This window comes from Allobosea sp. NPDC055332 (assembly GCF_053645455.1).
In genome coordinates this window covers 17,334-42,743 of the sequence record NZ_JBSHMO010000004.1, presented here as the reverse complement: position 1 = coordinate 42,743, position 25,410 = coordinate 17,334, and the positions used below count along the sequence as shown (strand labels likewise).

The 25,410-nt window shown below is 65.5% G+C and carries 25 protein-coding genes; 19 read left to right on the top strand and 6 right to left on the bottom strand.

The genetic code is table 11. From position 1 onward, the window contains the following. On the bottom strand, nt 1–963 hold the full coding sequence (locus ACWIGM_RS21885) for a GlxA family transcriptional regulator (RefSeq protein ID WP_454028744.1): 963 nt from the start codon (nt 961–963) through the stop codon (nt 1–3). A gap of 125 nt (nt 964–1,088) precedes the next feature. Here ACWIGM_RS21885 and ACWIGM_RS21880 point away from each other — a divergent pair, with 125 nt between their 5' ends. Then, complete coding sequence (locus ACWIGM_RS21880; protein ID WP_454028080.1) at nt 1,089–1,748, top strand: HD domain-containing protein; 660 nt, start codon at nt 1,089–1,091, stop codon at nt 1,746–1,748. An 85-nt stretch (nt 1,749–1,833) separates the two neighbouring features. Next, nucleotides 1,834–2,427, top strand: coding sequence for a LysE family translocator (locus ACWIGM_RS21875; RefSeq protein WP_454028079.1), 594 nt, complete (start codon nt 1,834–1,836; stop codon nt 2,425–2,427). On the opposite strand, the gene ACWIGM_RS21870 is transcribed toward ACWIGM_RS21875, so the two are convergent. Then, nucleotides 2,417–3,334 (bottom strand): alpha/beta fold hydrolase, encoded by a 918-nt coding sequence (locus ACWIGM_RS21870; RefSeq protein ID WP_454028078.1) that lies wholly within the window; start codon nt 3,332–3,334, stop codon nt 2,417–2,419. The genes ACWIGM_RS21875 and ACWIGM_RS21870 overlap by 11 nt on opposite strands. 139 nt (nt 3,335–3,473) lie before the next feature. Here ACWIGM_RS21870 and ACWIGM_RS21865 point away from each other — a divergent pair, with 139 nt between their 5' ends. Together ACWIGM_RS21865 and ACWIGM_RS21860 are read left to right on the top strand one after the other, a co-directional pair. Next, the gene (locus tag ACWIGM_RS21865) at nt 3,474–4,148 is read left to right on the top strand and encodes a Crp/Fnr family transcriptional regulator (protein ID WP_454028077.1); all 675 of its coding nucleotides are present in this window, start codon (nt 3,474–3,476) and stop codon (nt 4,146–4,148) included. Between the two features lie 3 nt (nt 4,149–4,151). Beyond that, nucleotides 4,152–4,385, top strand: a complete 234-nt coding sequence (locus tag ACWIGM_RS21860; protein ID WP_454028076.1) for a hypothetical protein — start codon at nt 4,152–4,154, stop codon at nt 4,383–4,385. A 217-nt stretch (nt 4,386–4,602) separates the two neighbouring features. Here the strand turns inward: ACWIGM_RS21860 and ACWIGM_RS21855 are convergent, their stop codons facing one another. Then, entirely contained in the window at nt 4,603–5,244 is a 642-nt protein-coding gene (locus ACWIGM_RS21855; protein ID WP_454028075.1) for a glutathione S-transferase family protein, read from the bottom strand. A 214-nt stretch (nt 5,245–5,458) separates the two neighbouring features. On the opposite strand from ACWIGM_RS21855, the gene ACWIGM_RS21850 reads away from it, so the two are divergent. The 6 genes from ACWIGM_RS21850 to ACWIGM_RS21825 all read left to right on the top strand — a co-directional run bounded on the left by ACWIGM_RS21850 (nt 5,459) and on the right by ACWIGM_RS21825 (nt 11,899). Beyond that, nucleotides 5,459–7,828 (top strand): Orn/Lys/Arg family decarboxylase, encoded by a 2,370-nt coding sequence (locus ACWIGM_RS21850; protein ID WP_454028074.1) that lies wholly within the window; start codon nt 5,459–5,461, stop codon nt 7,826–7,828. 15 nt (nt 7,829–7,843) lie between these two features. Next, entirely contained in the window at nt 7,844–8,383 is a 540-nt protein-coding gene (locus tag ACWIGM_RS21845; RefSeq protein WP_454028073.1) for a GNAT family N-acetyltransferase, read from the top strand. 117 nt (nt 8,384–8,500) lie between these two features. Further along, nucleotides 8,501–9,499 carry an AraC family transcriptional regulator gene (locus ACWIGM_RS21840; protein WP_454028072.1) on the top strand — a complete coding sequence of 333 codons (999 nt, stop codon included), beginning with the start codon at nt 8,501–8,503 and terminating at the stop codon, nt 9,497–9,499. Between the two features lie 148 nt (nt 9,500–9,647). Continuing rightward, complete coding sequence (locus ACWIGM_RS21835) at nt 9,648–10,604, top strand: SphA family protein (RefSeq protein ID WP_454028071.1); 957 nt, start codon at nt 9,648–9,650, stop codon at nt 10,602–10,604. A gap of 85 nt (nt 10,605–10,689) precedes the next feature. After that, nucleotides 10,690–11,427 (top strand): alpha/beta fold hydrolase, encoded by a 738-nt coding sequence (locus tag ACWIGM_RS21830; protein WP_454028070.1) that lies wholly within the window; start codon nt 10,690–10,692, stop codon nt 11,425–11,427. A 31-nt stretch (nt 11,428–11,458) separates the two neighbouring features. Further along, nucleotides 11,459–11,899: a nuclear transport factor 2 family protein gene (locus tag ACWIGM_RS21825; RefSeq protein ID WP_454028069.1), complete on the top strand. Its 441-nt coding sequence runs from the start codon at nt 11,459–11,461 to the stop codon at nt 11,897–11,899. Nucleotides 11,900–11,986: 87 nt separating this feature from the next. Here ACWIGM_RS21825 and ACWIGM_RS21820 read toward each other — a convergent pair whose 3' ends face one another. Further along, nucleotides 11,987–12,328 carry a hypothetical protein gene (locus ACWIGM_RS21820; RefSeq protein WP_454028068.1) on the bottom strand — a complete coding sequence of 114 codons (342 nt, stop codon included), beginning with the start codon at nt 12,326–12,328 and terminating at the stop codon, nt 11,987–11,989. 290 nt (nt 12,329–12,618) lie between these two features. Between ACWIGM_RS21820 and ACWIGM_RS21815 the strand changes: the two genes are divergently transcribed. The 8 genes from ACWIGM_RS21815 to ACWIGM_RS21780 all read left to right on the top strand — a co-directional run bounded on the left by ACWIGM_RS21815 (nt 12,619) and on the right by ACWIGM_RS21780 (nt 21,997). Next, nucleotides 12,619–14,607 carry an AMP-dependent synthetase/ligase gene (locus ACWIGM_RS21815; protein ID WP_454028743.1) on the top strand — a complete coding sequence of 663 codons (1,989 nt, stop codon included), beginning with the start codon at nt 12,619–12,621 and terminating at the stop codon, nt 14,605–14,607. Next, complete coding sequence (locus ACWIGM_RS21810; RefSeq protein WP_454028067.1) at nt 14,604–15,419, top strand: ABC transporter ATP-binding protein; 816 nt, start codon at nt 14,604–14,606, stop codon at nt 15,417–15,419. Before ACWIGM_RS21815 ends, ACWIGM_RS21810 begins: the two co-directional genes overlap by 4 nt. 202 nt (nt 15,420–15,621) lie before the next feature. Then, nucleotides 15,622–16,536, top strand: a complete 915-nt coding sequence (locus ACWIGM_RS21805) for a branched-chain amino acid ABC transporter permease (RefSeq protein ID WP_091834258.1) — start codon at nt 15,622–15,624, stop codon at nt 16,534–16,536. Between the two features lie 11 nt (nt 16,537–16,547). Beyond that, nucleotides 16,548–17,627, top strand: a complete 1,080-nt coding sequence (locus tag ACWIGM_RS21800) for a branched-chain amino acid ABC transporter permease (RefSeq protein ID WP_454028066.1) — start codon at nt 16,548–16,550, stop codon at nt 17,625–17,627. A 161-nt stretch (nt 17,628–17,788) separates the two neighbouring features. Then, nucleotides 17,789–19,117 (top strand): ABC transporter substrate-binding protein, encoded by a 1,329-nt coding sequence (locus ACWIGM_RS21795; protein ID WP_454028065.1) that lies wholly within the window; start codon nt 17,789–17,791, stop codon nt 19,115–19,117. A gap of 65 nt (nt 19,118–19,182) precedes the next feature. Beyond that, nucleotides 19,183–20,028 (top strand): ABC transporter ATP-binding protein, encoded by an 846-nt coding sequence (locus tag ACWIGM_RS21790; RefSeq protein WP_454028064.1) that lies wholly within the window; start codon nt 19,183–19,185, stop codon nt 20,026–20,028. A 31-nt stretch (nt 20,029–20,059) separates the two neighbouring features. Next, nucleotides 20,060–20,743, top strand: a complete 684-nt coding sequence (locus ACWIGM_RS21785; protein WP_454028063.1) for a zinc metallopeptidase — start codon at nt 20,060–20,062, stop codon at nt 20,741–20,743. Between the two features lie 21 nt (nt 20,744–20,764). After that, nucleotides 20,765–21,997, top strand: a complete 1,233-nt coding sequence (locus tag ACWIGM_RS21780) for a phenylacetate--CoA ligase family protein (RefSeq protein ID WP_454028062.1) — start codon at nt 20,765–20,767, stop codon at nt 21,995–21,997. Between the two features lie 3 nt (nt 21,998–22,000). Here ACWIGM_RS21780 and ung read toward each other — a convergent pair whose 3' ends face one another. Both ung and ACWIGM_RS21770 read right to left on the bottom strand, forming a co-directional pair. Then, nucleotides 22,001–22,699, bottom strand: coding sequence for a uracil-DNA glycosylase (gene ung, locus ACWIGM_RS21775; RefSeq protein WP_454028061.1), 699 nt, complete (start codon nt 22,697–22,699; stop codon nt 22,001–22,003). After that, a complete protein-coding gene (locus tag ACWIGM_RS21770) occupies nt 22,696–24,216 on the bottom strand; it encodes a bifunctional metallophosphatase/5'-nucleotidase (RefSeq protein ID WP_454028060.1) in 1,521 nt (506 codons plus the stop codon). Before ACWIGM_RS21770 ends, ung begins: the two co-directional genes overlap by 4 nt. A 152-nt stretch (nt 24,217–24,368) precedes the next feature. Between ACWIGM_RS21770 and hemH the strand changes: the two genes are divergently transcribed. Continuing rightward, nucleotides 24,369–25,406 carry a ferrochelatase gene (gene hemH / locus ACWIGM_RS21765; protein WP_454028059.1) on the top strand — a complete coding sequence of 346 codons (1,038 nt, stop codon included), beginning with the start codon at nt 24,369–24,371 and terminating at the stop codon, nt 25,404–25,406. Nucleotides 25,407–25,410: the final 4 nt, after the last annotated feature.

The window sequence follows — 25,410 nt, the reverse complement described above, 5'->3', positions numbered from 1 at the left end:
TCAGCCAATCCGGGCGTGACGCTTGCGGTATTCCGCCGGAGTCACGCCGACATGGCGGGCAAAGGCCCGCCGCAGCGTGTCGGCATCGGCAAAGCCGCAAAGCGCGGCGACCTGCTTGGGCGCTTCCTTCCCGCCTTCCAGCAATTGCCGCGCGGCGGAGACGCGCGCCGCCTCGACCCAGGCAGCCGGCGTCAGCCCGACCTCGCTGCGGAACAGCCGGGCGAAATGACGCGGGCTCAAATCCATGCGCCGCGCCAGGCTGGCGACGCTGTGACCCTCGGCCGGATTGGCCGCGACCCAGCGCTGGACCTCCTGCAGGGCCGAGCGCCCCGCCGGCTCGGCCTCGCCCTTGCGGCTGAATTGCAGCTGCCCGCCCGGCCGCTTGAAGAACATCACCAGCTGGCTCGCGACCTTCAAAGCGATCTCGCGGCCGAAATCCTCCTCGACCAATGCCAGCGCCAGATCGAGCCCGGCCGTAACGCCCGCCGCCGTGCGTACCCGGCCATCGCGGACATGGATCGCATCCGCATCGACCGTCACCGCCGGGTAGGTCCGCGCTAGCTGCTCCGCCACGGCCCAATGTGTGGTGATGCGATAGCCGTCGAGCAATCCGGCAGCGGCGAGAATGAAGGCGCCGCTGCAGACCGAGCCATAGCGGCGGGCGCGCGGTGCCTGAGCGCGGAGCCAGGCGAGCAGAGCCGGCGCGAACGTCATCTCCGCCGCTTGCGGCGCGCCGGCGACGAGCAGCGTGTCGATATCCCCGGCATCAGCGTCGGCGATGGACAGATCGGGCAGCAGCCTGACGCCCGACGAGCTAGCGAGCGGGCCTGAATCAGCCGCAATGACGAGCAGGCGATAGCGCGCTCCACCAACCTGCCGGTTCGCTTCTGCGAAGACGTCGAGCGGCCCGGAAACGTCCAGAAGCTGGACTCCCGGTACTGCGAGGATGGCAATGGTCCTGATCGGCGGCAGGGCGGCGCTCCATGTCTCCCTGAATCCGCTTTTGGCAGAAATCGACGTTATACGTCAATTGAGGACGTAGCGTGGCTTGGCTAGCCTCCGGCCGAACTCATTCGCAGGAGGCTTTGATGACGACGATCCATGGCGTGAGCATTCCCGACAGCAGGCTGGCGCGCGCTGCGACCGAGCTGGTGCGCGATACCGAGACGCCGCTGCTGTTCCACCATTCCAGCCGGGTCTATTATTTCGGCGCGCTGGCCGGCCTGAAGCGCAAGCTGAGCTTCGACCGCGAGCTGCTCTATGTCGGCGCGATGTTCCACGACATGGGGCTGATGAAGCAGCACAGCAGCACCGATGAGCGCTTCGAGGTCGATGGTGCCAATGCCGCCCGCGACTTCCTGCGCGGGCACGGCATCGCACAGGCGGATATCGACACGGTCTGGACCGCGATCGCGCTGCACACCACGCCCGGCATCCCCAAGCACATGCACCCGGTCGTCGCCCTGGTCACGGCCGGCGTCGAGATGGACGTGCTCGGCCTGACCTATGGCGAATACAGCGATGCCGAGCGCGAAGCCGTCGTCGCCGCCCATCCGCGCGACGAAGCCTTCAAGGAAGAGATCATCCAGGCCTTCTTCGACGGCATCAAGCACAAGCCGGAAACGACCTTCGGCAACGTCAAGGCCGATGTGCTCGCCGACAAGGACCCCGGATTCAAACGTGGCAATTTCTGCTCGGTGATCCGCTGCTCGCACTGGCATGGACCGTCGCGGCCGGTGTGCGAGTGACTTGCGGTTCGCACGAACGTTCAAGACCTGCGGCGATTCCACCGCTTTTCTTCGCACTCGCGGCAAGGCGGGGCGGAGACGGATCATGGACGGACTGGCCGGATTCCTTCTCGCCAGTGTCGCACTCACCGGCAGCCCCGGCCCGGCGACCCTGAGCCTGACCGCGACCGGCGCCGCCTTCGGCACGCGTTGCGGCCTCGCCTATGGCGCCGGCATCACGCTCGGCATGCTCGCGGTGATGGCGCTGACCGCGAGCGGCATCGTCGCTGTCATTCTGGCGCTGCCCGGCCTCGCGCCGGTCGTCACCGCATTGGCGGCGCTCTATTTCCTCTATCTCGCCTTCCGCATCGCCACGGCGCCGCCGCTCGCCGAGGCGGCTGGCGACACGGCCGCGCCCTCCTTCGCCGCCGGCTTCGCGCTCTCCCTGGTCAATCCCAAGGGCTATGCGGCGATGGCCGCCTTGTTCTCCGGCTTTGTCCTCCTGCCGCAGCAGCCGGCGGTCGATGCCAGCCTCAAGATCGGCCTGCTCCTGCTCGTCATCGCCGCGGTCAATATCGGCTGGCTGCTCGCCGGCTCGGGCCTGACCAGCCTGTTCCGTGATCCGCGAAGCAACCGCATCGTCAACCTGATCTTCGCTGCCTTGCTGCTGCTCTCGCTTGCCGCCGCGATCAGGCCGTGAGGCGCCGGCTTTCGGACTGCTCCAGCCGGCCGAGGAAGGGCCGGATCAACGCGACGACCTCGTCGAGATTGGTCTCCAGCAACCAGTGGCCGCCGTCGAGCAGATGCAGCTCGGCATGTGGCAGGTCACGCAGATAGGCCCGCGCCGACTTCTCCGGCATGTAGCCGTCCTGCGGCCCCCAGACGATCAGCGTCGGCGGCCGATGCTCACGCAGATAGGCCTGATAGCGCGGGAACCACTCGAAATTCTCCTTCCAGACCTCCATCAGCCCAACGCTGAGCTCGCGCCGCTTTTGCGTGTTCATCAGCGGCCAGTGGAGCTTCCAGAGATCGGGCGGGATGCGGCTGGCGATCTCCAGGCGGACCTCGTTGAGGAACTCCTCGCGAAACCCTTCCTCGCTCACCGCGTCCTCTAGCTTCCCGCGGCCCTCCGGCGTGGGTTCGCGCCAGTATTCCTTCATCCCCTCGTATTTCGGTCCGAGCGCATCCTCGTAGATATCGCCGTTCTGGATGATCAGCCCGGTGATGCGCTCCGGTGCGCGCCGGGCGAGCTTGAGCCCGATCCAGGTGCCGTAATCATGCAGATAGAGCGCAAAGCGCTTCAGGCCGAGCCGGTCCGCGAAGCGTTCGAGCAGTTGCGAGTAGCCCTCATAGTCGTAAGCGAAGCCGTCCGGCGTCGCGCTGTAGCCGAAGCCGGGATAGTCCGGCGCGACGAGCCGCCAGCGATCGGACAATGCCGGCAGCAGGTTGCGGAACTCGTAGGATGAGCAGGGATAGCCGTGCGGCAGGAGCAGAACCGGCGCGTCTTGCGGCCCGGCCTCGCGATAGAAGATCTCGATCCCTTCGATCTCGATCGTGGCGTGGCGGACTCCCTGGTGATGATCGCTCGTGACGACGGCGTCCTGCATGGCCTGCACTCCCTGCGTTAGCGAGGAAACGCACGATGCGGATGCCGGTTCGACGGCATGGCCGGCGCGGCTTGAGTTTGCGATGAAGCCGGCCGCATAGTGGCGCCATCCGCTTGAGTGACCGAAAGGCCGGCGAGCTTTGATTTCCGAGGACGAGCTGCGCCGCATCGCCGCCTGGTCGAACGACCTGACGCCGGAGGAGTTCGAGGAAGCGCGGCGCGGAACGACGATCAAGGCCTATGGCAAGGGTGCCTATGTCTGCCATGTCGGCGACCGGCTGGAATCCTGGACCGGCGTCGCAGATGGGCTGCTCAAGATGAGCACGACCTCGCGCAGCGGCAAATCGGCGACGCTCGCCGGCCTGCGCGGCGGCGCCTGGTTCGGCGAGGGCACGATCATCAAGAACGAGGCCCGGCGCTACGACCTCGTCGCGCTGCGCGAGAGCAAGGTCGCGCTGATGCGGCGCCAGACCTTCCTCTGGCTGTTCGAGCATTCGGCTGCCTTCAACCGTTTCCTGGTGCACCAGTTCAACGAGCGGCTCGCCCAGTTCATCGGGCTCGCGGAATATGACCGCATGCTGGGCGCGACCGGGCGCCTCGCCCGCAACCTCGCCTGGCTGTTCAACCCGATCCTCTATCCCAACAACGACCGGACCCTGACGATCAGCCAAGAGGAGCTCGGCCTACTCGCCGGCATCTCCCGGCAGATGGCCAATCAGAGCCTCGCCAAGCTCGCCGAGCTCGGCCTCGTCGAAGTCGGCCACAACGAGGTGACGATCCTCGATCTGGAGCGGCTGGCGAGGTATGAGGGGTAGTACATGAAGATACACAATCTTACAGAAAAAGATGTATTTTTAATAATATACCGCTACATACAAATCAATTATGAGAGATGTTCGGCATTAGATTTGGTAGATATTCTTTCCGCTATGATGCTTGATGATAACGATCTTCCATGGGACGCAGGAACGACAGAGGATCTGCGCCAGGCAATGGAAGATCTTGCCAATGGAAAGATAGCTACGGAGAAATTCCGGAAAGATCCTGCCTAAAGTATATTTAGGGTGGCGACCAAGTTTTCAAACGATCTTTGAGTGCAAGCCCGGCTAGAGGCGGGCCTTTTACCATGGGGATGCCGAGCACGTCAGCTTGTGGCGCTAGCTCCGCCACAACGAGGTGACGATCCTCGATCTGGAGCGATTGGCGCGTTACGAGGGGTAGACGGCGTTCGCTGGAAGCGATGTCCGCTTTCAGCCCAGATCTTCAACGTCAGATCCATGGCTGCGGGATATGCTCCTGCGCATGGGCGCGCTGCACGGCTGGCCGCGCGATCATGCGTTGCAGGTAAGCGCCCAATTGCGGTCGACTGGCTGCAGGCTGACGCATGCCACGCGACCAGCGGGCAAGCGTGAAGAGATATGCGTCTACGGCCGTATAGGTGTCGCCCAGGAACCAGGCGCCGCCGTGCCGCGTCAACTCGTCCTCAATGCGGTCGAACTGGGCGTCCACGCGTTGCTCGGCCGCGTCTCTCACCTCCGCCTGCGCTTCCGCGGAGGCCGCAACTTTGTTGGGATGCAGATAGAGCGACAGATTGGCGTGCAAGGCAGTCGAGAGCCACATCAGCCATTTGTAGAACTGCGGCCTGAGAGCGCTGGCCTGCTCTGGCAGCAGCGACGTTCCGCCGTTCATTTCGAGGAGATGAAGGATGATGGCGACGCTCTCGTAGAGAACGAGATCGCCGTCCTCCAGGACAGGAACGAGGCCGTCGGGATGCAGCGCGAGATAAGGCGGGCTCCTGTTCGGCCCCTTGTGCAGATTCACGAACGACAGCTCATAGTCCAGGCCAGTCTCTTCGATGACGATGTGCGTGGCGAGGCTGATGAACCCTGGATAATAGTGAAGGCGTAGCATCTCGGAGCTACCATTTCGCTCAGTGCCCTGGGCGCTCTTTGTCGGGCTCCTGACCTGCAGCGGTCAAGCTCACGATCCCCGCTGGATTGGCGAAGGTCCGCTTCCGCCCATAGCGGTCAGAGCGACCGCGCCGTCCGGACATAGCCGGCTCCATGGTCGCCGAATTGTCGCATAAATCGCCCAATGCTGCCGGTTCACGCCCAGCGGAGCCGGCATGGACTATTTCAGGCGCTTCACCTTCCTGTTCGCGACGCCGAACTTCGATGCCGAGGATCTCGAAGGCATCCGCTTCAACCAGATCATCGAGGAGATCGAGCGATCGGGCTTCGAGGTGGTCAAGGCGCGCAAGCTCGAGGATGCCGAGATCGCCGTCCAGACCGACGCGGCCATCGGCTGCATGGTGGTCGACTGGGGCAAGAAGGGGCTGGAAGGCAAGACCGCCGCGCTGATCAACCTGATGCGCCGGCGCGGCCTCGACTTCCCGATCATCCTGCTGATCCGCCGCAAGCGCTTCGAGGATGTGCCGGTCGAGGTGCTCGACTTCATTGACGGCTACATCTTCCTCTCGGAGGAAACCCCGCCCTTCATCGCCAAGAGCCTGATCAGCCGCCTCAAGCAATATGCCGAGACGTTGAAGACGCCGTTCTTCGGCGCGCTCGTCGACTATGCCGAGGAGGGCAACCATCTCTGGACCTGCCCGGGCCATAATGGCGGCGTGTTCTACAGCCGCAGCCCGATCGGCCGTGTCTTCATGGAGCATCTCGGCGAGGCAGTCTTCCGCGACGACCTCGACAATTCCGTGCTCGATCTCGGCGACCTGCTGACCCATGAGGGCCCGGCCCTGAAGGCGCAGAAGGAAGCGGCGCAGATCTTCGGGGCCGAGAAGACCTATTTCGTGCTGAACGGCACCTCGACCTCGAACAAGGTCGCGCTCGCCGCCCTGGTCACCGATGGCGACCTCGTCCTGTTCGACCGCAACAACCACAAGGCCGCCCATCACGGCGCGCTGCTGATCGCCGGCGGCATCCCGGTCTATATCCCGACCGCGCGCAATGCCTGGGGCCTGATCGGCCCGATGCGCTGGGAGAGCTTCGACGAGGAGGCGCTGCGCGAGCGCATCCGCACCAATCCCCTCGTCAAGGATCCCGAGGCCTGGACAAGGCCGCGCCCGTTCCGCGTCGCCGTGGTCGAGCAGTGCACCTATGACGGCACGATCCACAGCGCCCAGATGATCCTCGATAAGATTGGGCATCTCTGCGAGTACATCCTCTTCGACGAGGCTTGGGCCGGCTTCATGAAGTTCCATCCGCTCTATGCCGGCCGCTTCGCCATGGGGCTGACGGGACTGGGACCGGACTCGCCCGGCATCATCGCGACGCAATCGACCCACAAGCAGCTCGCGAGCTTCAGCCAGGCCTCGCAGATCCACATCAAGGACCGGCACATCAAGGGCCAGAAGCGCCGGGTCGAGCACCGGCGCTTCAACGAGAGCTTCATGCAGTACGCTTCGACCTCGCCGTTCTATCCCCTGTTCGCCTCGCTCGATGTCGGCGCGCAGATGATGAAGGGCCGCTCCGGCGAGGTACTCTGGGACGACACGATCCGGCTCGGCATCGAATTGCGCAAGAAGATCCGAGCCGTGCGGCGCGAGTTCGAGGAGAAGGAGACGAGGCCCGAGCGGCGCTGGTTCTTCGAGCCCTTCGTGCCGGACCGGGTCAGCATAGCCGACGCTTCGCGCGAGGGCGCCGTCCATGACGTCACCTGGGAGATGGTCGCGACCGACCAGCTCGCCAGCAACCCCGCCTACTGGCAGCTCGCGCCCGATGCCAACTGGCATGGCTTCACGCAGATGGAGCCGGGCTTCGCCATCACCGACCCCAACAAGCTGACCCTGCTCACCCCCGGTTTCGACCGCGAGAGCGGCGCTTATGCCGAGCACGGCATTCCCGCGCCGATCGTCGCGCAATTCCTGCGCGAGAACCGCATCGTCGCCGAGAAGAACGACCTCAATTCGCTGCTCTTCCTGCTGACGCCGGGCGTCGAGGCCAGCAAGGCCGGCACGCTGATCAGCGGGCTCGTCGCCTTCAAGAAGCTGCACGACGACAACGCCCTGCTGGAAGAGGCCATTCCCGAATTCTACCGGCGTCGGCCGGGCCGCTATGCCGGCGTTCGCCTGCGCGATCTGTGCGGGCAGATGCATCGCTTCTTCCGCGAGCACGATGTCAGCGGCCTGCAGAACCGGCAGTTCTCGCCCGAGCATCTTCCGGAGATGGCGATGTCGCCGCATGACGCGGCGCGCTGCCTGACGCGCAATGATGTCGACTATCTACCGATCGACGCCATCGCCGGGCGGATCGCGACGACGCCCTTCGTCGTCTACCCGCCGGGCATCGCCACCATCGTTCCCGGCGAGCGATTGACCGAGCGGGCCAAGCCGATGATTGACTACCTCAAGATGTTCGAAGCCTGCTTCAATGCCTTCCCCGGCTTCGACGTCGAGATCCAGGGCGTCTATCGCGAGACTGACACGGAGGGGCGGGTGCGGCTCCACACCTATGTCGTCAGCGAACAGGCGCAGGGCTAAGGATCGCGACGACGCATGGAGAGCGAGCTACCGATCATCATCCGCCCCTCCCGCGACGACGATGTCGAGCCGATGCTGGCGATCTATCGCCGGCATATCCGCCATGGCATCGAGGCGGGCGTCGAGGATACCGGGACACCGCAGCCGGACGATCTCAAGGACCGGCGCAAGAACCTGCGCAGCCGCAAGCTGCCGCATCTGGTCGCGACCCGCGGCGGCCAGGTCGTCGGCTATGCCTATGTCGTGCTGTTCCGCAAGCGGCCGGCCTATCGCTTCACGGTCAAGCACTCGATCTACGTCCATCACGAGCATCTCGGGCATGGCATCGGGCGGCTCTTGATGCAGGCGCTGATCGACGCCTGCGCCGCTGCCGGCTTTCGCCAGATGATCGGCTATATCGATGCCGAGAACGGCGCCTCGCTCGCCTTGCACGAGCGCTTTGGCTTCGCCCGGGTCGGCCTGCTGCCGGGCGTCGCCTATCGCCATGGCAAATGGTCCGACAGCGTCATGGTGCAAAGATCGCTCGGGCCGGGCGCGACGCAGCCGATTGCTTAGGCTGGGCCTGCCGGGTCAACCCGATCCTCCAGCCCGGAGCGGTGTGCGCCATCCGCTTGAAGTTACTTTCATGCAAAGCTAATTTGCACAGTAAAATTATGAGCCGGGAGTGAAGCGATGACCATGCCCGCCTCCTACGTCGCCGAGCGCCTGTTCGGCGGCGAGCATCTGATCCTCGCCAGCAATGATCCCGACGAGGTCATCGACGGGTGCAGCAAGGCTCTGCGTCCGCATCGGCTTCACCTGAACGGGCGAGGTGCAGCGCTCGCGACGCGTCTCCACCATGTCCCGATCGGCTCGTTCTCGATGAGCCGGCTCTGCTATGGCAGCGATGTCACCGTCGTCCCGGAGGTTCCGCAAGGCAGGCATTTCCTGGTGACGTTGCCGCTGCGAGGCAGTGCGCGCTTTCGCTATGGCGCCTCGACGGCCGAGCTCAAACCGGGCCGAGGCTCGATCGTAGGGCCCTATCAGGAATGCCAGCTCGATATCGACGGCGCCTTCGACCAGATCCTGCTGCGCCTCGACCGCCGGCAGGTCGAACGTCTCTGTGCAGACCTTGCGGGCACAGAACAGGCGGCGCCGGTCAATTTCGACCTTGGCCTGCGCGACACGCCAGCCTTCTGGCACAAATTGCTGGAGGCGGCCGCGAGCCTGTCCTTGCTCGGCGACGGGCTGGCGCACCCCAAACTGTTCATCCGCCTCGAAGAACTCATCATCGAGTCGCTGCTCGTCACGCAGCCGAACAATTTCAGCGCCGCGATCTTGGCGGCCGCCCAGCCGGCACGCTCGGCACAGCTGCGCCGGGCCATGGACTATATGCGCGCACATATCGGCGAGCCCATGCGCCCGAGCCAGGTCGCCCGGCATTGCGGCTTGAGCTTGCGCAGCCTGCAGGCCGGCTTCCAGCGCGAGCTGGGCATCTCGCCGAGCCGCTGGCTGCGGGCGGAACGACTCGATCGCGTGTATGCCGTCCTGGCTTCGGCACCGCCCGGCACGGTGTCCGTCACGGATGTCGCCCTGCAATGGGGTTTCGTCCACCTCGGCGACTTCGCGACCCAGTTCAAGGACCGGTTCGGCCAGAAACCGTCTGCCGTCCTCGCCAAGCGAACCTGCTGATCTGCTGCGCCGGCTCGCGAAATTTTCGCGTCGGCGATAGCGCTCTGCGCGCCTCCGATAGTCCGGGCGCCACCCCTCTCCATGATGCGGCGGATGAACTCTGCCGTTGCCCTCGCGGCTCCAGAGCAGAGCCGCAACGGGAGGGGACATGGTTTTCCGGAGAGTATTTTCTGCCGCGCTGATTGCGGGAGCGGCCTCGCTGGCATGGCCGGCTGCCGCCTTCGAGGCCGGTTATATCGGGGCGGCGCAGAAGCCGGGCATCGTGCTCGGCCAATCCGCCGCGACGCCGCCGCCCGGCCTCTACATGTTCAACAACATCCTGAACAATTCGGGCTCTCTCGTCGGCCCGGGGGCGCCGAGCACGGCAGCCGGCGGGCGTACCTCAGTCGAGATTCCCGGCGGCGCGCTGGGCCTGATGTGGGTTCCCGGCTGGACGCTGTTCGGGGCGACCTACGACGCGACGATCTTCCAGCCCGCCATGAGAATCGGTGTCGGCGCCCCGATCCATACGAATCCGGGCGGCCTGCACAACACCTTCATCGCCCCGGTCGGCCTGAGTTGGAAGCTGGGCGATAGCGGCTTCCACGTCAAAGCGGGCCTCGGCATCTGGCTGCCGACCGGCACGCGGGGCGGCGCGAACGGCCTCGGCAATATCGGCGCGCCCTGGTGGACCTTCCAGCCCAATCTCGTGCTGTCCTACGTCAAGGACGGCTGGAACTTCACTGCCAACGTCTCGCAGGAGATGAACACGGCCAATTCGATCACGGACTATACCAGCGGCAACGTCCTGCACGCCGAATTCACCGCGACGAAGACGATCGGCAACTGGACGCTGGGACCCGTGGCCTACTATGTCGGCCAGATCAGCAAGGACCGCTCCAGCCCGTTCTATGGTGGTGCGGTCAACCTCAACCGCTACGATATCTGGGCCGCCGGCGCGATGGTCGGCTACAATTTCGGCCCGGCAACGCTGAGCGTCTGGGCGACCAAGGAACTCTCGGCCCGAACCTCCGGCGGAACGCCACGCTACGGCGTCGACAGCGCGACGGTCGCCAAGGGCACCACCGTATTCGCCACCCTGAACTACCGGCTCTGGGGTCCCTGACACCCCGTGAGCGGGCGGTCGCGCCTGCTCGCCTGCACCCGCCCCTCAAGCCCATCAGATTCACACGACCGTAAAGGAACGCTTCATGCTCTACGCAATCGAACAATGGGGAGATCGCGGCGACCGGATCATCATGGTCCATGGCAGCCTCGGGGTCGGCGCCGCCGCCTTCCTCGAACAGAAGGAGCTGAGCGACAGCTTCGCCCTGTCGATCATCACTCGCCGCGGCTACGGCGACACTGCCCCGATCACCGAGTCCGACATCTATAAGGACGCCGGCGACGTCGTCAGCCTCCTCGGCGGCGGCGCCCATCTCGTCGGGACATCGATGGGCGGCATCATCGCCCTGAACGCCGCTGGCATGCGCCCCGACCTCGTGCGGTCTCTTACCGTGATCGAGCCGCCCGCCTTCGCGCTCGCGAGCGATCTGCCGGCCGTGCGCCGGGTCTCGCAGGCGATGCAGGCGCACTGGGCCAGCGCCGACCCCGCCGATCGGCATGGTTTCGTCGCCGGCTTCCTCGCCGCCGTGGAGATGGACCTGCCGCTGCCCAATCCGTTGCCGCCGCCGCTCGCTACCGCCGCGGTCAACCTCGTCACCGCACACCCCTGGCGCGTCGACGTGCCGATCGGCACAGTCGCCTATGCGCCATTTCCCAAGCTCGTCGTCACCGGCGGCTGGAGCGAAGCCTTCGACGGCATCTGCCAGCGCCTTGCCGATCTGCTGCAGGTCGAATGCCACTGCCTGCCGGGAGCCGGACATGCCGTCCAGAAGATCGGCGCGCCTTTCAACACGCTGCTGCGGCGCCACCTCGCCTCCGCCTGAGATCGCTTCAACCAGCAGGGAGACCATCACGATGACACTGACGACTGCAGACAAGATCGAGATTCAGGAACTGTCGTCGCGGATCTATATCTGCCTCGACGGCAAGGACGCGCCGGGCTTCGCCTCCTTCTTCGCCGATGATGGCGCCTTTGTTGCCCCCTATGGCGACTTTGTCGGTCCGGAAGCGGTCAAGGACTTCATCGCCAAGCATATCGCCGCCGGCAAGGAAGACAGCGTCCGCCATTTCCTGAGCAATCACCTCGTCGAGGTGCATGAGGAGGGCGCGCGCCATCGCTTCTACATCCACAAGATCGACGTCGCTGTGGGTCCGGTGGCGATCGCCACCGCTGGAGGCGACTGCCTGGTCAAGCGCACCAAGAACGGCTGGCGCTTCAAGCGGTTCGAGCTCAGCATCGACCCCGCGATGTTCGGCGAGGCCAAACCGCTCGTGGGTCCGCGTCCGAAGGCCTGAGCTTTCGACGCGCCACGCCGGCGTCCCCCGAAAAATGTGGCTTGCCTGCCTCTACCGGCAGGCAAGCCGTTCCGCTTTGAAAGCGACCTACGATCCCCCACCCGGCGAGAAGAAGCACAACAGCTCCCCCGCATCGTTCATGCACAGGTGGAAGAACCCATCCGGCGAGAGACGCGCCTTCTGATAGGGGATTTCGAGCACGACTGTTTGGCGGCGCTCCGTCACCCACATCGGATGCCGGCCCGGCATGATCGTCACGACGAAGCCGGACGGGGTCTCCCGCACCTCGCTGACATCGATCTGCGCGCAATCCGCCTCCGAGCAGCATTCGAAGGGATAGTCCCAGCCACCCGGCGCGCGATGCGCATGTGCTCCGCTCGCTCCCATAGCGAGCAGCATCGCGATCGTGATCGAGGCAGAAGCGCGCATCGGCCAGCCCTCGCCGTGAGCTTCCGGCCGGAACAAGGCGGATGAAAGGCGCTGCGCCAGCCCGGTAAAACCGGGCGCCTGCGAGCCTTGCGATAGGAGATGACCGCCCGGCAGATCGCGGGGCTGGCGCCTAAGTCGAACCTCGGCGGGACAATAGCGCCTCAAACGCATCTTGTCTGTCAAGTGGCTTCTTGCACAGCGCCGAGCCACCTGCAAAGCTTGCATGATCGCACAAGGGCCCAAGGCCCCGGCAAACCCGCGACAGACGGGGCGACAGGGTGGAGACGACGATCGTGGCAAGCGCAGCCGCCGGCCAGGCGGATACCTTTCCCAAGCTCCTGCTGCGCAATGCGCGGGAGCGCGGCGCACGCGTCGCGTTCCGGCACAAGGACCTCGGCATCTGGCAGTCCTGGACCTGGGCCGAGGTCGCCGAACAGGTCTGCGCCTATGCCAGGGGATTCGAGCAGCTTGGCCTGAAGCGCGGCGAGAAGGTCGCGATCATCGGCTACAATCGCCCGCGCCTCTATTGGTCGATGGCCGCGGCGCAATGGCTCGGCGCGATCCCGGTGCCGGTCTATGCCGACAGCGTCGCCGACGAGATGGCCTATGTGCTCGATCATGCCGGGGCAGTCTTCGCCTGCGTGCAAGACCAGGAGCAGGTCGACAAGGTTCTCTCCGTCATCGAGCGCCTGCCGAACCTACGCCACATGCTCTATGACGAGCCGCGCGGACTACGCGACTACGACCACGCCAAGCTGCACGATATCGGCGACGTGATCGAGGCCGGGCGCGCCGCACTCAAGGACACCACCGTCTCAGCCGCGCATGACCGCGAGATGGCGCAGGGCGCGAGCGACGACCTCGCCATCATCCTCTACACCTCCGGCACGACCGGACGGCCCAAGGGGGTGATGCTCACCCATTTCAATGTCATCACTGCCGCCGAGATCGGCTGCAGCTTCGACGGGCTGAACGAGAACGACGAGATCATCGCCTATCTGCCGATCGCCTGGGTCGGCGACCACGTCTTCTCCTATGCGCAGGCGATCATCGCCGGCTTCTGCGTCAATTGCCCGGAAGGCCCGGAGACCGTCGTCGACGATCGCCGCGAGATCGGCACCACCTATGCCTTCGCGCCGCCGCGTGTCTTCGAGACCATGCTGACGCTGACAATGGTGCGCATGGAGGATGCCGGCCCGCTGATGCGCAAGGTCTTCCACTACTTCCTCGGCGTCGCCAAGCAGCATGGCGAGAAGATCCTGAACGGCGAGAGCGTGCCGCTCTCCGCCCGCCTGCTCTACAAGCTCGGCGACATCGTCATCTACGCGCCGCTGCGCAACCGCTTCGGCCTGACCAACATCAAGGTCGGCTACACCGCCGGCGAGGCGATCGGCCCCGAGCTCTTCCGCTTCTATCGCTCGATCGGCGTCAATCTGAAGCAGCTCTACGGACAGACCGAGGCCGGCGTCTACATCACCATGCAGCCGGACGGCGAGATCAAGGCCGACACGGTCGGCAAGCCGGCGCCGCAGGTCGAGATCCGGATCGCCGACAATGGCGAGGTGCTCTACCGCTCGCCTTCGATCTTCCGCGGCTACTACAAGGATGAGGAGAAGACCGCCGAGACGATGACCGAGGATGGCTATGTCCGCTCGGGCGATGCCGGCTTCTTCGATGAGAGCGGCCACCTCAAGATCATCGACCGCGCCAAGGATGTCGGCAAGCTCAACTCGGGCGAGCTGTTCCCGCCGAAATACATCGAGAACAAGCTCAAGTTCTACCCGAACATCAAGGAGGTCGTCGCCTTCGGCCAGGGCCGCGACTACGCCACCGTCGCGCTCAACATCGACCTCACGGCCGTCGGCAACTGGGCCGAGCGCAACAATGTCGTCTACGCCTCCTATCAGGAGCTCGCCGGCCATCCGCAGGTCTACGAGATGATGGCGAAGCATGTCGACGAGGTGAACCGCTCGCTCGCGGCCGAGCCGATGATGGGCGGCGCCCAGATCAAGCGCTTCCTGATCCTGCACAAGGAGCTCGACGCCGACGATGGCGAGCTCACCCGCACCCAGAAGGTCCGCCGCGGCTTCATCGCCGAGCGTTATGCCCCGCTGGTCGAGGCGCTCTACAACGGCGCGACCGAGGCCGACATCTCGACCGAAGTTACCTTCGAGGACGGCCGCAAGGGCGTGATCTCGGCGAGGGTCAAGGTCGCCGACGCGAAGATCTACCCGGTCACCGCTCCGGCAACGACTTCTGCGACGAAGGAGGCGGCATGAACGCGCATTCCATGGCTGCCGCCGGCGCACCGGTCACGCACAAGGGCGAGGTGCTGCTCTCGGTCGAGAACGTCTCGCTGCGCTTCGGCGGCGTGAAGGCGATCACCGATGTCTCCTTCGACATCCGCAAGGGCGAGATCCGCGCCATCATCGGCCCCAACGGCGCCGGCAAGACCTCGATGCTCAACTGCATCAACGGCTTCTACCACCCGCAGGAAGGCCGCATCACCTATAAGGGCGTGCGCCGCGCCAAGGTCAGGCCGCATCAGGCGGCGGCGGCCGGCATCGCCCGCACCTTCCAGAACGTCGCCCTGTTCAAGGGTATGTCGACGCTCGACAACATCATGACCGGGCGCACCCTGAAGATGCGCAAGGGCTTCTTCTGGCAGGCGCTACGGCACGGCCCGGCGATGAGCGAGGAGATCGAGCACCGCAAGGTCGTCGAGGACATCATCGACTTCCTGCAGATCCAGCACATCAGGAAGTTGCCGGTCGGCAAGCTCCCCTATGGCCTGCAGAAGCGGGTCGAGCTCGGCCGGGCGCTTGCCATGGAGCCGGAGCTCCTGCTGCTCGACGAGCCGATGGCCGGCATGAACCTCGAGGAGAAGGAGGACATGTGCCGCTTCATCCTCGACGTGAACAACCAGTTCGGCACCACCATCGCTTTGATCGAGCACGATATGGGCGTGGTCATGGACCTCTCCGACCGCGTCGTCGTGCTCGAATACGGCCGCAAGATCGCCGACGGCACGCCGGCCGAGGTCAAGGCCGACCAGCGCGTGATCGACGCCTATCTCGGAGTGGCGCACTGATGGCCGCCGCAAGCAAGAACAAGAGCGCAAAGGACATGAGCGCATGAGCGACATCGCCGCGCAGCCCGCGCCCAATCTCCTCGCCAATGGCTGGATCAAGGCCGGCGTCATTGTGATCGGCCTCGTCGCCGCCGCGCTGATCGGCGCCCGGATCGACCCGACCGGCACGATCCACGCCATCTTCGTCGACCCGTTCAACCAGATGGTCCAGGCGCCGGACCTGCTTGCCCAGACGATCTGGGAAGGCCTGGTCTCCGGCGTGCTCTATGCGCTGATCGCGCTCGGCTTCGTGCTGATCTTCAAGGCCTCCGGCGTGTTCAACTTCGCCCAGGGCATCATGGTGGTGTTCGCGGCGCTGACCCTGGTTGGCCTCTATGAGAAGGGTGTGCCGGCCTTCCTCGCGGTCATCCTGACGCTCGGCGTGATGTTCGCCCTCGCCGTGACGATCGAGCGCGTCGTGCTGCGCCCGCTGGTCAACCAGCCCGACATCATCCTGTTCATGGCGACCTTCGGGATCACCTATTTCCTGATTGGCTTCGGCGAGGCCATCTTCGGCGGCAATCCCAAGCAGATGATCGCCGAGCAGCTCTATCTGCCCAAGGGCGCTATCGACCTGAAGATCCTCGGCGGCATCGTCTCGCTGCAGAAGATCGACATCGCCGCCGCCATCATCGCCTCGCTGATGATCGCCGTGCTGGCGCTGTTCTTCCAGTACACCCGCATCGGCCGTGCGCTTCGCGCCGTCGCCGACAGCCACAAGGCGGCGCTCTCGGTCGGCATCTCGCTCAACCAGATCTGGGTGATCGTCTGGTTCACAGCCGGCATCGTCGCGCTGATCACCGGCATCATGTGGGGTGCACGCTCCGACGTCTCCTTCGCGCTCGAGATCGTGGCGCTGAAGGCGCTGCCGGTGCTGATCCTCGGCGGCTTCACCTCGATCCCCGGCGCCATCGTCGGCGGGCTGATCATCGGCATCGGCGAGAAGCTCGGCGAGTTCTACTGGGGGCCGCTGATCGGTGGCGGCATCGAGAGCTGGCTCGCCTATTTCATCGCCCTGGGCTTCCTGCTGTTCCGGCCGCAGGGCCTGTTCGGCGACAAGATCATCGAACGCATCTGAGAGGCTGACCCGTGTTCTACCGCGAAGCCGGCCAATACAAATCCACCTACGCCGCCGACATGGCCGTGTTCCCGCTCCGGCAGGACCGGATCGGCATCGCCGTCATCCTCGCGATCGCCTTCATCGGCATTCCGCTGACCGGCAACGACTTCTTCATCGCCTCGGTGATGATCCCGTTCCTGGTACTCTCGCTGGCGGCGATCGGGCTCAATATCCTGACTGGTTATACCGGGCTGATCTCGCTCGGCACCGCCGCCTTCATGGGTGTCGGCGCCTATTCCTGCTACAAGCTGACCACCTTCTTCCCCGGCGTGAACATCATCGTCCTGATCCTCTTGTCCGGGCTGTTCTCGGCCGCGATCGGCGTGCTGTTCGGGCTGCCTTCGCTGCGGATCAAGGGCTTCTATCTCGCGGTAGCGACGCTCGCCGCGCAGTTCTTCCTGCAATGGGCCTTCGTGCGCGTGCCCTGGCTGTTCAACTACAATGCCTCGGGCGCGATCGAGGTGCCGCAGCGCACGCTGTTCGGCCTGCCCATCACCGGCGCCGCGGCAACGCCCGAAACGCGCTATTTCGTCTGCCTCGGCCTCGTCGTGGTACTGACCTGGTTCGCCTCGAACATCGTCCACGGCAAGCTCGGCCGCTCCTGGATGGCGGTGCGCGACATGGACATCGCCGCCGAGCTGATGGGCATCAAGCTGCTCAACGCCAAGCTCACCGCCTTCGCCGTCTCCTCCTATTTCGCCGGGGTCGCCGGGGCGATGATGATCTTCCTTTGGTATGGCGGCGGCGAAGCCAACGACGTCTTCACCATCCGCCTCTCCTTCACCATCCTGTTCATGGTGATCATCGGCGGCCTCGGCTCGCTGATCGGCTCCTTCTTCGGCGCCGCCTTCCTCTCGGCCCTGCCGACAGCGCTGAAGTTCGGGCTGCCGGCGCTGGGCGTGCCGATCGGCGGCGCGGCGGCCGAGCATGTCACCTTCATGCTGGTCGGCGCTCTGATCATCCTCTTCCTGATCGTCGAACCGCACGGCCTGGCGCGCCTCTGGCAGATCGGGAAGCAGAAATTGCGGACGTGGCCCTTCCCCTATTGACCAGCGCGCTTTCCGTTTGGCTGGAACAGCCAAACGACAAGAATTCGCGCAGGATCAAAGGGGAGAGAGACCCAAGGACAACGACCCGCCGCGGTCTTCAAGCGGCGGGCAAGCGAAGACGGGACGGCTCGGCCGGACCCGGCAACCACGGAGGAAGGCCTATGAAAACGAGCAGCATCATCAGGAGCGTCGCCGTCGGCGCGCTTCTCGCCGCCGGTGCGATCGCCGCCCCGGCCAATGCGCAGGAGACGATCTACTTCTCCAACAACGCCTATCGCACCGGCCCGTTCTCGGGCTCGGGCATCCCGATCGGCGACGGCATGCGCGACTACATCAACATGATCAACGAGCGCGACGGCGGCGTGAACGGCGTCAAGGTGATCTACGAGGAATGCGAGACCGGCTACGACACCAAGAAGTCGATCGAGTGCTACGAGCAGGTCAAGTCGAAGACCATCGTCTACAGCCCGTGGTCGACCGGCGCGACGCTGGCCGCCATCCCGCGCGCCCATGTCGACAAGCTGCCGATCCTGTCGATGGCCTACGGCCTCTCGGCCTCGGCCGACGGCACCAACTTCCCCTGGGTCTTCATCCCGCCGCTGACCTATTGGGACGGCGCCTCGGTGATGGTGAAGCACATGGCGGCCGAGCTCGGCGGCATGGACAAGCTCAAGGGCAAGAAGCTCGGCCTGATCCATCTCGACGCGCCCTTCGGCAAGGAACCGATCCCGGTGCTCGAGAACCTCGCCAAGAAATACGGCTTCGAGCTCAAGCTCTATCCGGTTGCTGCGGCCGACATGCAGAACCAGGGCTCGCTCTGGCTCTCGATCCGCCGCGACCGGCCTGACTTCCTCTACAACCAGGGCTGGGGGGCGATGAACCCGACCGCGGTGAAGGAGGCGATCAAGAACAACTTCCCGATCAACAAGCTGGTCGGCGTCTGGTGGGCCGGCGGTGACGACGACGCCCGTGCCGGCGGCGCCGAGGCCAAGGGCTATCGCTCGCTGAACTTCAACGCGGCCGGCCAGAACTTCCCGGTGATCCAGGACATCCTCAAGCATGTCGTGGAGAAGGGGAAGAGCACGACGCCGAAGGAGAAGGTCGGCGAGAACCTCTACAATCGCGGCGTCTACAATTCGATGCTCGTTGTCGAGGCGATCCGCACCGCCCAGAAGCTGACCGGCAAGAAGGTGATCACCCCCGAGGACATGCGCCGCGGGCTCGAGAACCTGAACATCGACGAGGCCCGGCTCAAGGAGATCGGCATGGCCGGCTTCGCCTCGCCGGTGAAGGTGAGCTGCACCGACCATTCCGGCCACCACAAGGCCTATGTCGCCGAATGGGACGGCACCAAGTGGACCCAGAAGGGCGACTGGATCGAGCCGATGAAGGACGAGGTCCGGCCGCTGATCGAGGCCAACGCCAAGGACTATGTCGAGAAGGCCGGCAATTGGCCGAAGCGGACAGAGCCCTGCGAGAAGTCGTCCTGATCTGAAACTCCGGGCGGCGGCCTGCGTCGCCGCCCGGTCACTCCCGTCCGACAGCGGAGCGCAAGATGTCGACCGCCACCCTCGAGAAGCCCGCCACCGCTGCGGCGACGGACACGATCCTGTCGCTGAACAATATCGAGGTGATCTACGATCACGTCATCCTGGTGCTGAAAGGCGTCTCCCTACAGGTGCCGCGCAAGGGCATCGTCGCGATCCTCGGCGCCAACGGCGCTGGCAAGACCACGACGCTGAAGGCGATCTCGAACCTGCTCAAGGCCGAGCGCGGCGAGGTCACCAAGGGCTCGATCGTCTTCGACGGCGAGCGCGTCGACAGGATGTCGCCGAACGAACTGGTGCGCCGCGGCTGCATCCAGGTGATGGAAGGCCGGCACTGCTTCGGCCATCTCTCGATCGAGGAGAACCTGCTGACCGGCGCCTTCACCCGGCGCGACGGCAACGCCGCGATCAAGCGTGATCTCGAACGGATCTATGAGCTTTTCCCGCGGCTGAAGCAGCGCCGCAATTCGCAGGCCGGCTACACCTCCGGCGGCGAGCAGCAGATGTGCGCCATCGGCCGCGCCATGATGAGCAAGCCGAAGATGATCCTGCTCGACGAGCCCTCCATGGGCCTCGCCCCGCAGATCGTCGAGGAGATCTTCGAGATCGTCCGCCAGCTCAACGCCAGCGAGGACGTCTCCTTCCTCGTCGCCGAGCAGAACACCAACATGGCGCTGCGCTACGCCACCTATGGCTACATCATGGAGACCGGCCGCGTCGTCATGGACGGCGAGGCCAAGATGCTGCGCGAGAACGAGGACGTGAAGGAATTCTACCTGGGCGTCGCCGAGGGCAACAAGAAGTCCTTCCGCGAGGTCAAGAGCTACAAGCGCCGCAAGCGCTGGCTGTCATAGCCAGGCCGGAATCGGCGGGCAGGAGCACGCCATGCTCTACCTCGTCGTCGCCCTCGTGATCCTCACGCTGATCCTCGGTCCGCAATTCTGGGTCCGCCACGTCATGGACAGACACGCCGCCGACAGGCCCGATCTGCCCGGCACCGGGGGCGAGCTCGCGCGCCATCTGCTCGACCGCTACGGGCTGGACAAGGTGGCTGTCGAAACGACCGCGCCGGGTAGCGACCATTACGATCCCGATGCTCGCATCGTGCGGCTCTCGCCCGGCAATCATGACGGCCGCTCGATCACGGCGGTTGCCGTCGCCGCCCATGAAGTCGCCCACGCCATCCAGCATGCGCAGGGCAGCCAGCTCTTCGCGCTGCGCACCCGCCTCGCCCGCCTGCTCGGCACCGTCGACAAGATCGCCATGGTGGTGCTGGTCGCGGTGCCGATCGTGATGATCTTCACGCGGGTGCCGGCGATCGGCCTGTTCCAGTTCGGCGCCGTTGTCGCTCTTCTCGGCCTCGGTGTCGTCGTGCACCTGCTGACGCTGCCGGTCGAGTTCGATGCCAGCTTCGGTAAGGCGCTGCCGATCCTCGACTACGACCAGTACCTCCACCCCGACGACATGCCGGCGGCGCGCGGCGTGCTGCGAGCGGCGGCGATGACCTATGTCGCGGCCTCCCTGATGGGGCTGCTCGATTTCCTGCGCATCCTGCGCGTCTTCCGTTAGGCGACCTCAAGGGCAAGAGCGATGAGCGAGCACTTCGACGATCTCGAAACCCGGCTGCCTGAGCAGCGCGAGGCCGATCTCTTCGCCAGGCTGCCGGCCGTGCTCACGGCCGCGCTGACGACGCCGGGCTATGGCGCGCATCTGAAGGGCGTCGATCCCGCCGGGATCACCGACCGCAACGGGCTCGCCAGGCTGCCGGTGCTGCGCAAGGCCGACCTGCCGGCGCTGCACAAGGACAGCCCGCCCTTCGGCGGCTTCGTCGGCGCGCCCCTCGGTTCCTTCGGCCGGCTCTTCACCTCGCCCGGTCCGATCTTCGAGCCGGAAGGCGCCGGCAGTGATCCCTGGGGCACGGCGCGTGGCCTTTACGCCGCCGGCTTCCGCAAGGGCAACGTCGTGCTCAACACCTTCGGCTATCACCTGACGCCGGGCGGCTTCGTCATGGATTCGGCCGCACGCGCCATCGGCTGCGCCGTCATCCCGGCCGGCCCGGGCAATATCGAGCAGCAGATGGAGGTGATCGGTGCCTACCAACCGAGCGCCTATCTCGGCACGCCGGACTTCCTCAAGCTGCTGATCGAGGCGGCCGACAGCCGTGGCATCGACACCTCCTGCCTGAAGCGGGCGATCGTCTCGGGCGCGGCCTTCCCGCCCTCGCTGCAGGCCTGGGTACGTGAGCGCGGCATTGACGCCTATCAGCTCTACGCCACCGCCGATATCGGTCTGATCGCCTATGAGACCAGCGCCCGCGACGGCATGGTCCTGAACGAAAACCTGATCGTCGAGATCGTCCGCCCCGGCACCGGCGATCCAGTCGCGGAGGGCGAGGTCGGCGAGATCGTCGTCACCAATCTCGACCCGCATCACCCGCAGATCCGCCTCGCCGTCGGCGACCTCACCGCGGTCCTGCCGGGGGCGAGCGCGAGCGGGCGCAGCAACCAGCGGATCAAGGGCTGGCTCGGCCGCGCCGACCAGACGGCGAAGGTCAAGGGCATGTTCGTGCGGCCCGAGCAGGTCGCGGAGATCGCCCGCCGCCATGCCGAGATCGCCAAGCTCCGCCTCGTCATCGGCCGTGCCAACGAGCTCGACACGATGACGCTGAAGGCCGAGATCTATGCCGAGCCGAAGGGCTTCGTCGACGCGGTGTCATCGACCCTGCAACAGGTCACCAAGCTCAAGGGCTCCGTCGAGGTGCTGCCGCTCGGCGCTCTGCCAAACGACGGCAAGGTCATCGCCGACGAGCGGCCGGTGGGGTAGCCCTCACCACGCGACCGGCGCTTCCCCTTTCGCCTTCAGCCAGTCATTCGCCTGGCTGAACGGCTTCGAGCCGAAGAAGCCGCGCCGCGCCGAGAGCGGCGAGGGATGGGCGCTGGCGATGACGAGGTGCTTGCTCTCATCGATCAGGCCCCGCTTGGCCTGTGCCGGCAGTCCCCAGAGCATGAACACGACATTTGGGCGCCGCTGCGAGACAGCCGACAGAATCGCGTCCGTCACCGCCCGCCAGCCGAGCTTGAGATGCGAGCCGGCCTGCGTCGCGCCCTCGCGCACCGTCAGCGCGGTGTTCAGCAGCAGCACGCCTTGCTTCGCCCACCCGGAGAGATCGCCACCGACAGGCGCAGCGAAGCGGATATCCTCGGCCCGCTCCTTGTAGATGTTGACCAGCGAGCGCGGCAGCGGCGGTGGCCCGACATAGGAGAAAGCGAGCCCGTTGGCATGGCCGGGCGTCGGATAGGGGTCCTGGCCGAGGATCACGACCCTGACATCGTCGAGCGGCGTCAGCGCGAGCGCCGCCAGGAACCGCTCCGGCCCCGGCGCCACGATATGGCCGGCGGCGCGCTCGGCATCGACGGCGGCGCAGGCGCGCGCCACCGTGCCGTCGCGGAAGACGGAGAGATCGCGCCAGGACGCGGAAGCCGGCGCAGCCAGGAAGGCGTCGAGCGCCGCGCGAAAGCCGTTCACTTCAGGACGGCCCGCCCCTCGACCTTGGCCTCGACCGTGCCGAGCCTGCGGATATAGACCATCACCTCGTTCGCCATCAGCTTGCCGTCGGTCAGGCCGATCAGCGTCTTGCCGCGGCCGAGCGCGGTATAGCCGTCGCCGCCCGTCAGCATGAAGTTGTTGGTGGCGACCGTGTACTTGCCGGCCGGATCGATCTCCTTGCCGTCGACCTTCACGGACGTGACGCGCGAGCCCTGCGGCTGCTTGAGGTCGGCCTCGAAGGTCAAACCGGACACCACCGGGAAGCGGCCGGAGCCCTGCGGGGCATCGCGCAGGCCGTTCTCGATCGCATCCTTCACATCCTTGCCGGTGATCTCGACCATGGAGGTCGCATTGCCGAAAGGCAGTTCGCTCAAGACGTCGCGCCGCGTCAGCTTGTACCCGGCGGGATACTGCTTGTTGGCGCGGATGCCGCCGGCATTGGTAATGGCGAGCTGCGCGCCGGTCGCCGCCCTGATCGCATCGGCGATCAGGTTGCCGATCGCGGCCTCCTGGGTGCGGATCACGGAGGTTCGCGAATCGAGCGGCGTTCCCAGCGTCGCGATCTCGATGTCGAGCTCCTTCGACAGCTCGCTCTCATAGCCTTTGACGATGGCGGCGACATCCGGATCGGGCGTCGCCGCGCGGCTGTCGTTGACGCGGAAGGTCGGCGTCCACTCGACCTTGCGATTGGCCCCCTCGCCCGACGCCTTGGCGGCGATGTCGATCGCGGTGACGTAATTGCCCTCCTCGTTCGACTCGACCATCACGACCTTGCCGTCATAGGCGATGGCGAGGTCGTGGTCGTGACCGGTGAGCAGGATGTCGACCACGCGCGAGCGCACGATCTCGTAGTCCATCGCCCGGTCGGCATGCACCACCGCGACGAGGATGTCGGCGCCCTCGCTTTTCAGCTTGCGCGCCTCGCGCCGCAGCGCCTCCATGGTCGAGGAGAATTTCAGATCACCGGGATTGGAAAGCTGCGGCGTCGGATCGAAGGTCGTGCCGATCACCCCGACCTTGATGCCGCCGAGCTCGAAGATCTGGGAGTCCTTGTGGCCCGGTAACGGATTGCCGGCGGCGTCACGCAGATTGGCCGCGAAGGTCGGATAGGTCTGGGCGGCGGCAAGTTTGAGATAGTTCTCCTTGCCGAAGTCGAACTCGTGGTTTCCGGGCACGAAGACGTCGATGCCCATCTTGTTCTGCATCGCGACGATATGGGCGCCTTGGTCGAAGCCCGACATCAGCGAGGGCGAATAGCAATCGCCGGCATGGCAGAACAGGACAGGCACGCCGCGCGCCCGCTCGGCCTTGGCGATGCCGGCCGCCCGGGCGAAGCCGCCTTTGCCCTTGTCGTCACTCATCTTGTAGATGTCGTTGACCAGCAGCAGCGTGAAGCTCGCCGGCGGCGTCTGCGCCTGCGCGATCGGCGCGGTGGCGGCAAGGGCTGCGGGAGCGCCGAGAACGCGAAGCGCGTGGCGGCGGGTCATCTTGGTCATCGGCGCGAACCCCTGCGGTTTTGATTTGGTCGAAGACTAGCAAGAGCCTAGCCGGCTTGCGAGACCCTGCTTACGCAGTGTCGCACCCCATACGGCCCGACTGGACGAAAACCGTAACTCGTCTAAATCACAGCCGAACGAAAGCGGATGTGATGAGCCTCAAGCCGAGTTTGCCACCCGACCACGCCACCATCAAAAGCGGCCGCATCGGCGTGCTCTTGATGAACCTCGGCACGCCCGAGGGCACGAGCTACAAGCCGATGCGGGCCTACCTCAAGGAGTTCCTCTCCGACCGCCGGGTCATCGAGGAACCACGCTGGAAATGGTGGCCGATCCTCAACCTGATCATCCTGTCGACGCGGCCGAGCCGGAAGGGCAAGGACTACGCCACGATCTGGAACAAGGAGCGTGACGAAGGCCCGCTCAAGACGATCACGCGCGCGCAAACCGAGAAGCTCGCCGAGCGGCTGAAGGGCGTCGGCGGAGACCGCATCACCGTCGACTGGGCCATGCGCTACGGCCTGCCCGATGTGAAGAGCCGCCTGAAGGCGCTGCTCGCGGAAGGCTGCGACCGCATCCTGCTGGTGCCGCTCTACCCGCAATATGCCGCGCCGACCTCGGCGACCGCCTGCGATCAGGCCTTCCGCGCGCTGATGGAGATGCGCTGGCAGCCCACCGTGCGGGTCGCCCATCCCTATTATGCCGACCCGACCTATATCGACGCGCTCGCCGCCTCGATCCGCGCTTCGCTCAGCAAGCTCAGCTTCGAGCCTGAGGTGATCCTCTGCTCGCTGCACGGGATGCCGAAGGAATATCTGCTCAAGGGCGATCCCTATTACTGCCAGTGCGCCGTCACCGCCCGGCTGCTGCGCGAGAAGCTCGGCCTTCCCGAGGAGCGCTTCCGCCTGACCTTCCAGTCGCGCTTCGGGCCGGACGAATGGCTGCAGCCCTATACCGACGAGACCGTGAAGGCGCTGGCGCTGGCCGGTACCAAGTCGCTCGCCATCGTCGCGCCCGGCTTCTCGGCCGACTGCCTGGAGACGCTGGAAGAGCTCGACGTCGAGAACCGAGAAATCTTCATGCACAATGGCGGCGAGAAATTCGCCTATCTGCCCTGCCTGAACGATTCCGAGGAGGGCATGCAGGTGATCGAGGCGGTGGTCCGCCGGGAGCTGATGGGCTGGGTGTGAGGTA

Coding starts and splice junctions, on each gene's coding strand:
- ACWIGM_RS21845 (WP_454028073.1), top strand. CDS start 7,844: ATGGAGAGCGAGCTACCGATCATCATCCGCCCCTCCCGCGACGACGAT.
- ACWIGM_RS21770 (WP_454028060.1), bottom strand. CDS start 24,216: ATGACCAAGATGACCCGCCGCCACGCGCTTCGCGTTCTCGGCGCTCCC.
- ACWIGM_RS21780 (WP_454028062.1), top strand. CDS start 20,765: ATGAGCGAGCACTTCGACGATCTCGAAACCCGGCTGCCTGAGCAGCGC.
- ACWIGM_RS21880 (WP_454028080.1), top strand. CDS start 1,089: ATGACGACGATCCATGGCGTGAGCATTCCCGACAGCAGGCTGGCGCGC.
- ACWIGM_RS21785 (WP_454028063.1), top strand. CDS start 20,060: ATGCTCTACCTCGTCGTCGCCCTCGTGATCCTCACGCTGATCCTCGGT.
- ACWIGM_RS21855 (WP_454028075.1), bottom strand. CDS start 5,244: ATGCTACGCCTTCACTATTATCCAGGGTTCATCAGCCTCGCCACGCAC.
- ACWIGM_RS21830 (WP_454028070.1), top strand. CDS start 10,690: ATGCTCTACGCAATCGAACAATGGGGAGATCGCGGCGACCGGATCATC.
- ACWIGM_RS21850 (WP_454028074.1), top strand. CDS start 5,459: ATGGACTATTTCAGGCGCTTCACCTTCCTGTTCGCGACGCCGAACTTC.
- ACWIGM_RS21820 (WP_454028068.1), bottom strand. CDS start 12,328: ATGCGCGCTTCTGCCTCGATCACGATCGCGATGCTGCTCGCTATGGGA.
- ACWIGM_RS21795 (WP_454028065.1), top strand. CDS start 17,789: ATGAAAACGAGCAGCATCATCAGGAGCGTCGCCGTCGGCGCGCTTCTC.
- hemH (WP_454028059.1), top strand. CDS start 24,369: ATGAGCCTCAAGCCGAGTTTGCCACCCGACCACGCCACCATCAAAAGC.
- ACWIGM_RS21840 (WP_454028072.1), top strand. CDS start 8,501: ATGACCATGCCCGCCTCCTACGTCGCCGAGCGCCTGTTCGGCGGCGAG.
- ACWIGM_RS21870 (WP_454028078.1), bottom strand. CDS start 3,334: ATGCAGGACGCCGTCGTCACGAGCGATCATCACCAGGGAGTCCGCCAC.
- ACWIGM_RS21835 (WP_454028071.1), top strand. CDS start 9,648: ATGGTTTTCCGGAGAGTATTTTCTGCCGCGCTGATTGCGGGAGCGGCC.
- ACWIGM_RS21860 (WP_454028076.1), top strand. CDS start 4,152: ATGAAGATACACAATCTTACAGAAAAAGATGTATTTTTAATAATATAC.
- ACWIGM_RS21790 (WP_454028064.1), top strand. CDS start 19,183: ATGTCGACCGCCACCCTCGAGAAGCCCGCCACCGCTGCGGCGACGGAC.
- ACWIGM_RS21875 (WP_454028079.1), top strand. CDS start 1,834: ATGGACGGACTGGCCGGATTCCTTCTCGCCAGTGTCGCACTCACCGGC.
- ACWIGM_RS21805 (WP_091834258.1), top strand. CDS start 15,622: ATGGTCCAGGCGCCGGACCTGCTTGCCCAGACGATCTGGGAAGGCCTG.
- ACWIGM_RS21825 (WP_454028069.1), top strand. CDS start 11,459: ATGACACTGACGACTGCAGACAAGATCGAGATTCAGGAACTGTCGTCG.
- ACWIGM_RS21810 (WP_454028067.1), top strand. CDS start 14,604: ATGAACGCGCATTCCATGGCTGCCGCCGGCGCACCGGTCACGCACAAG.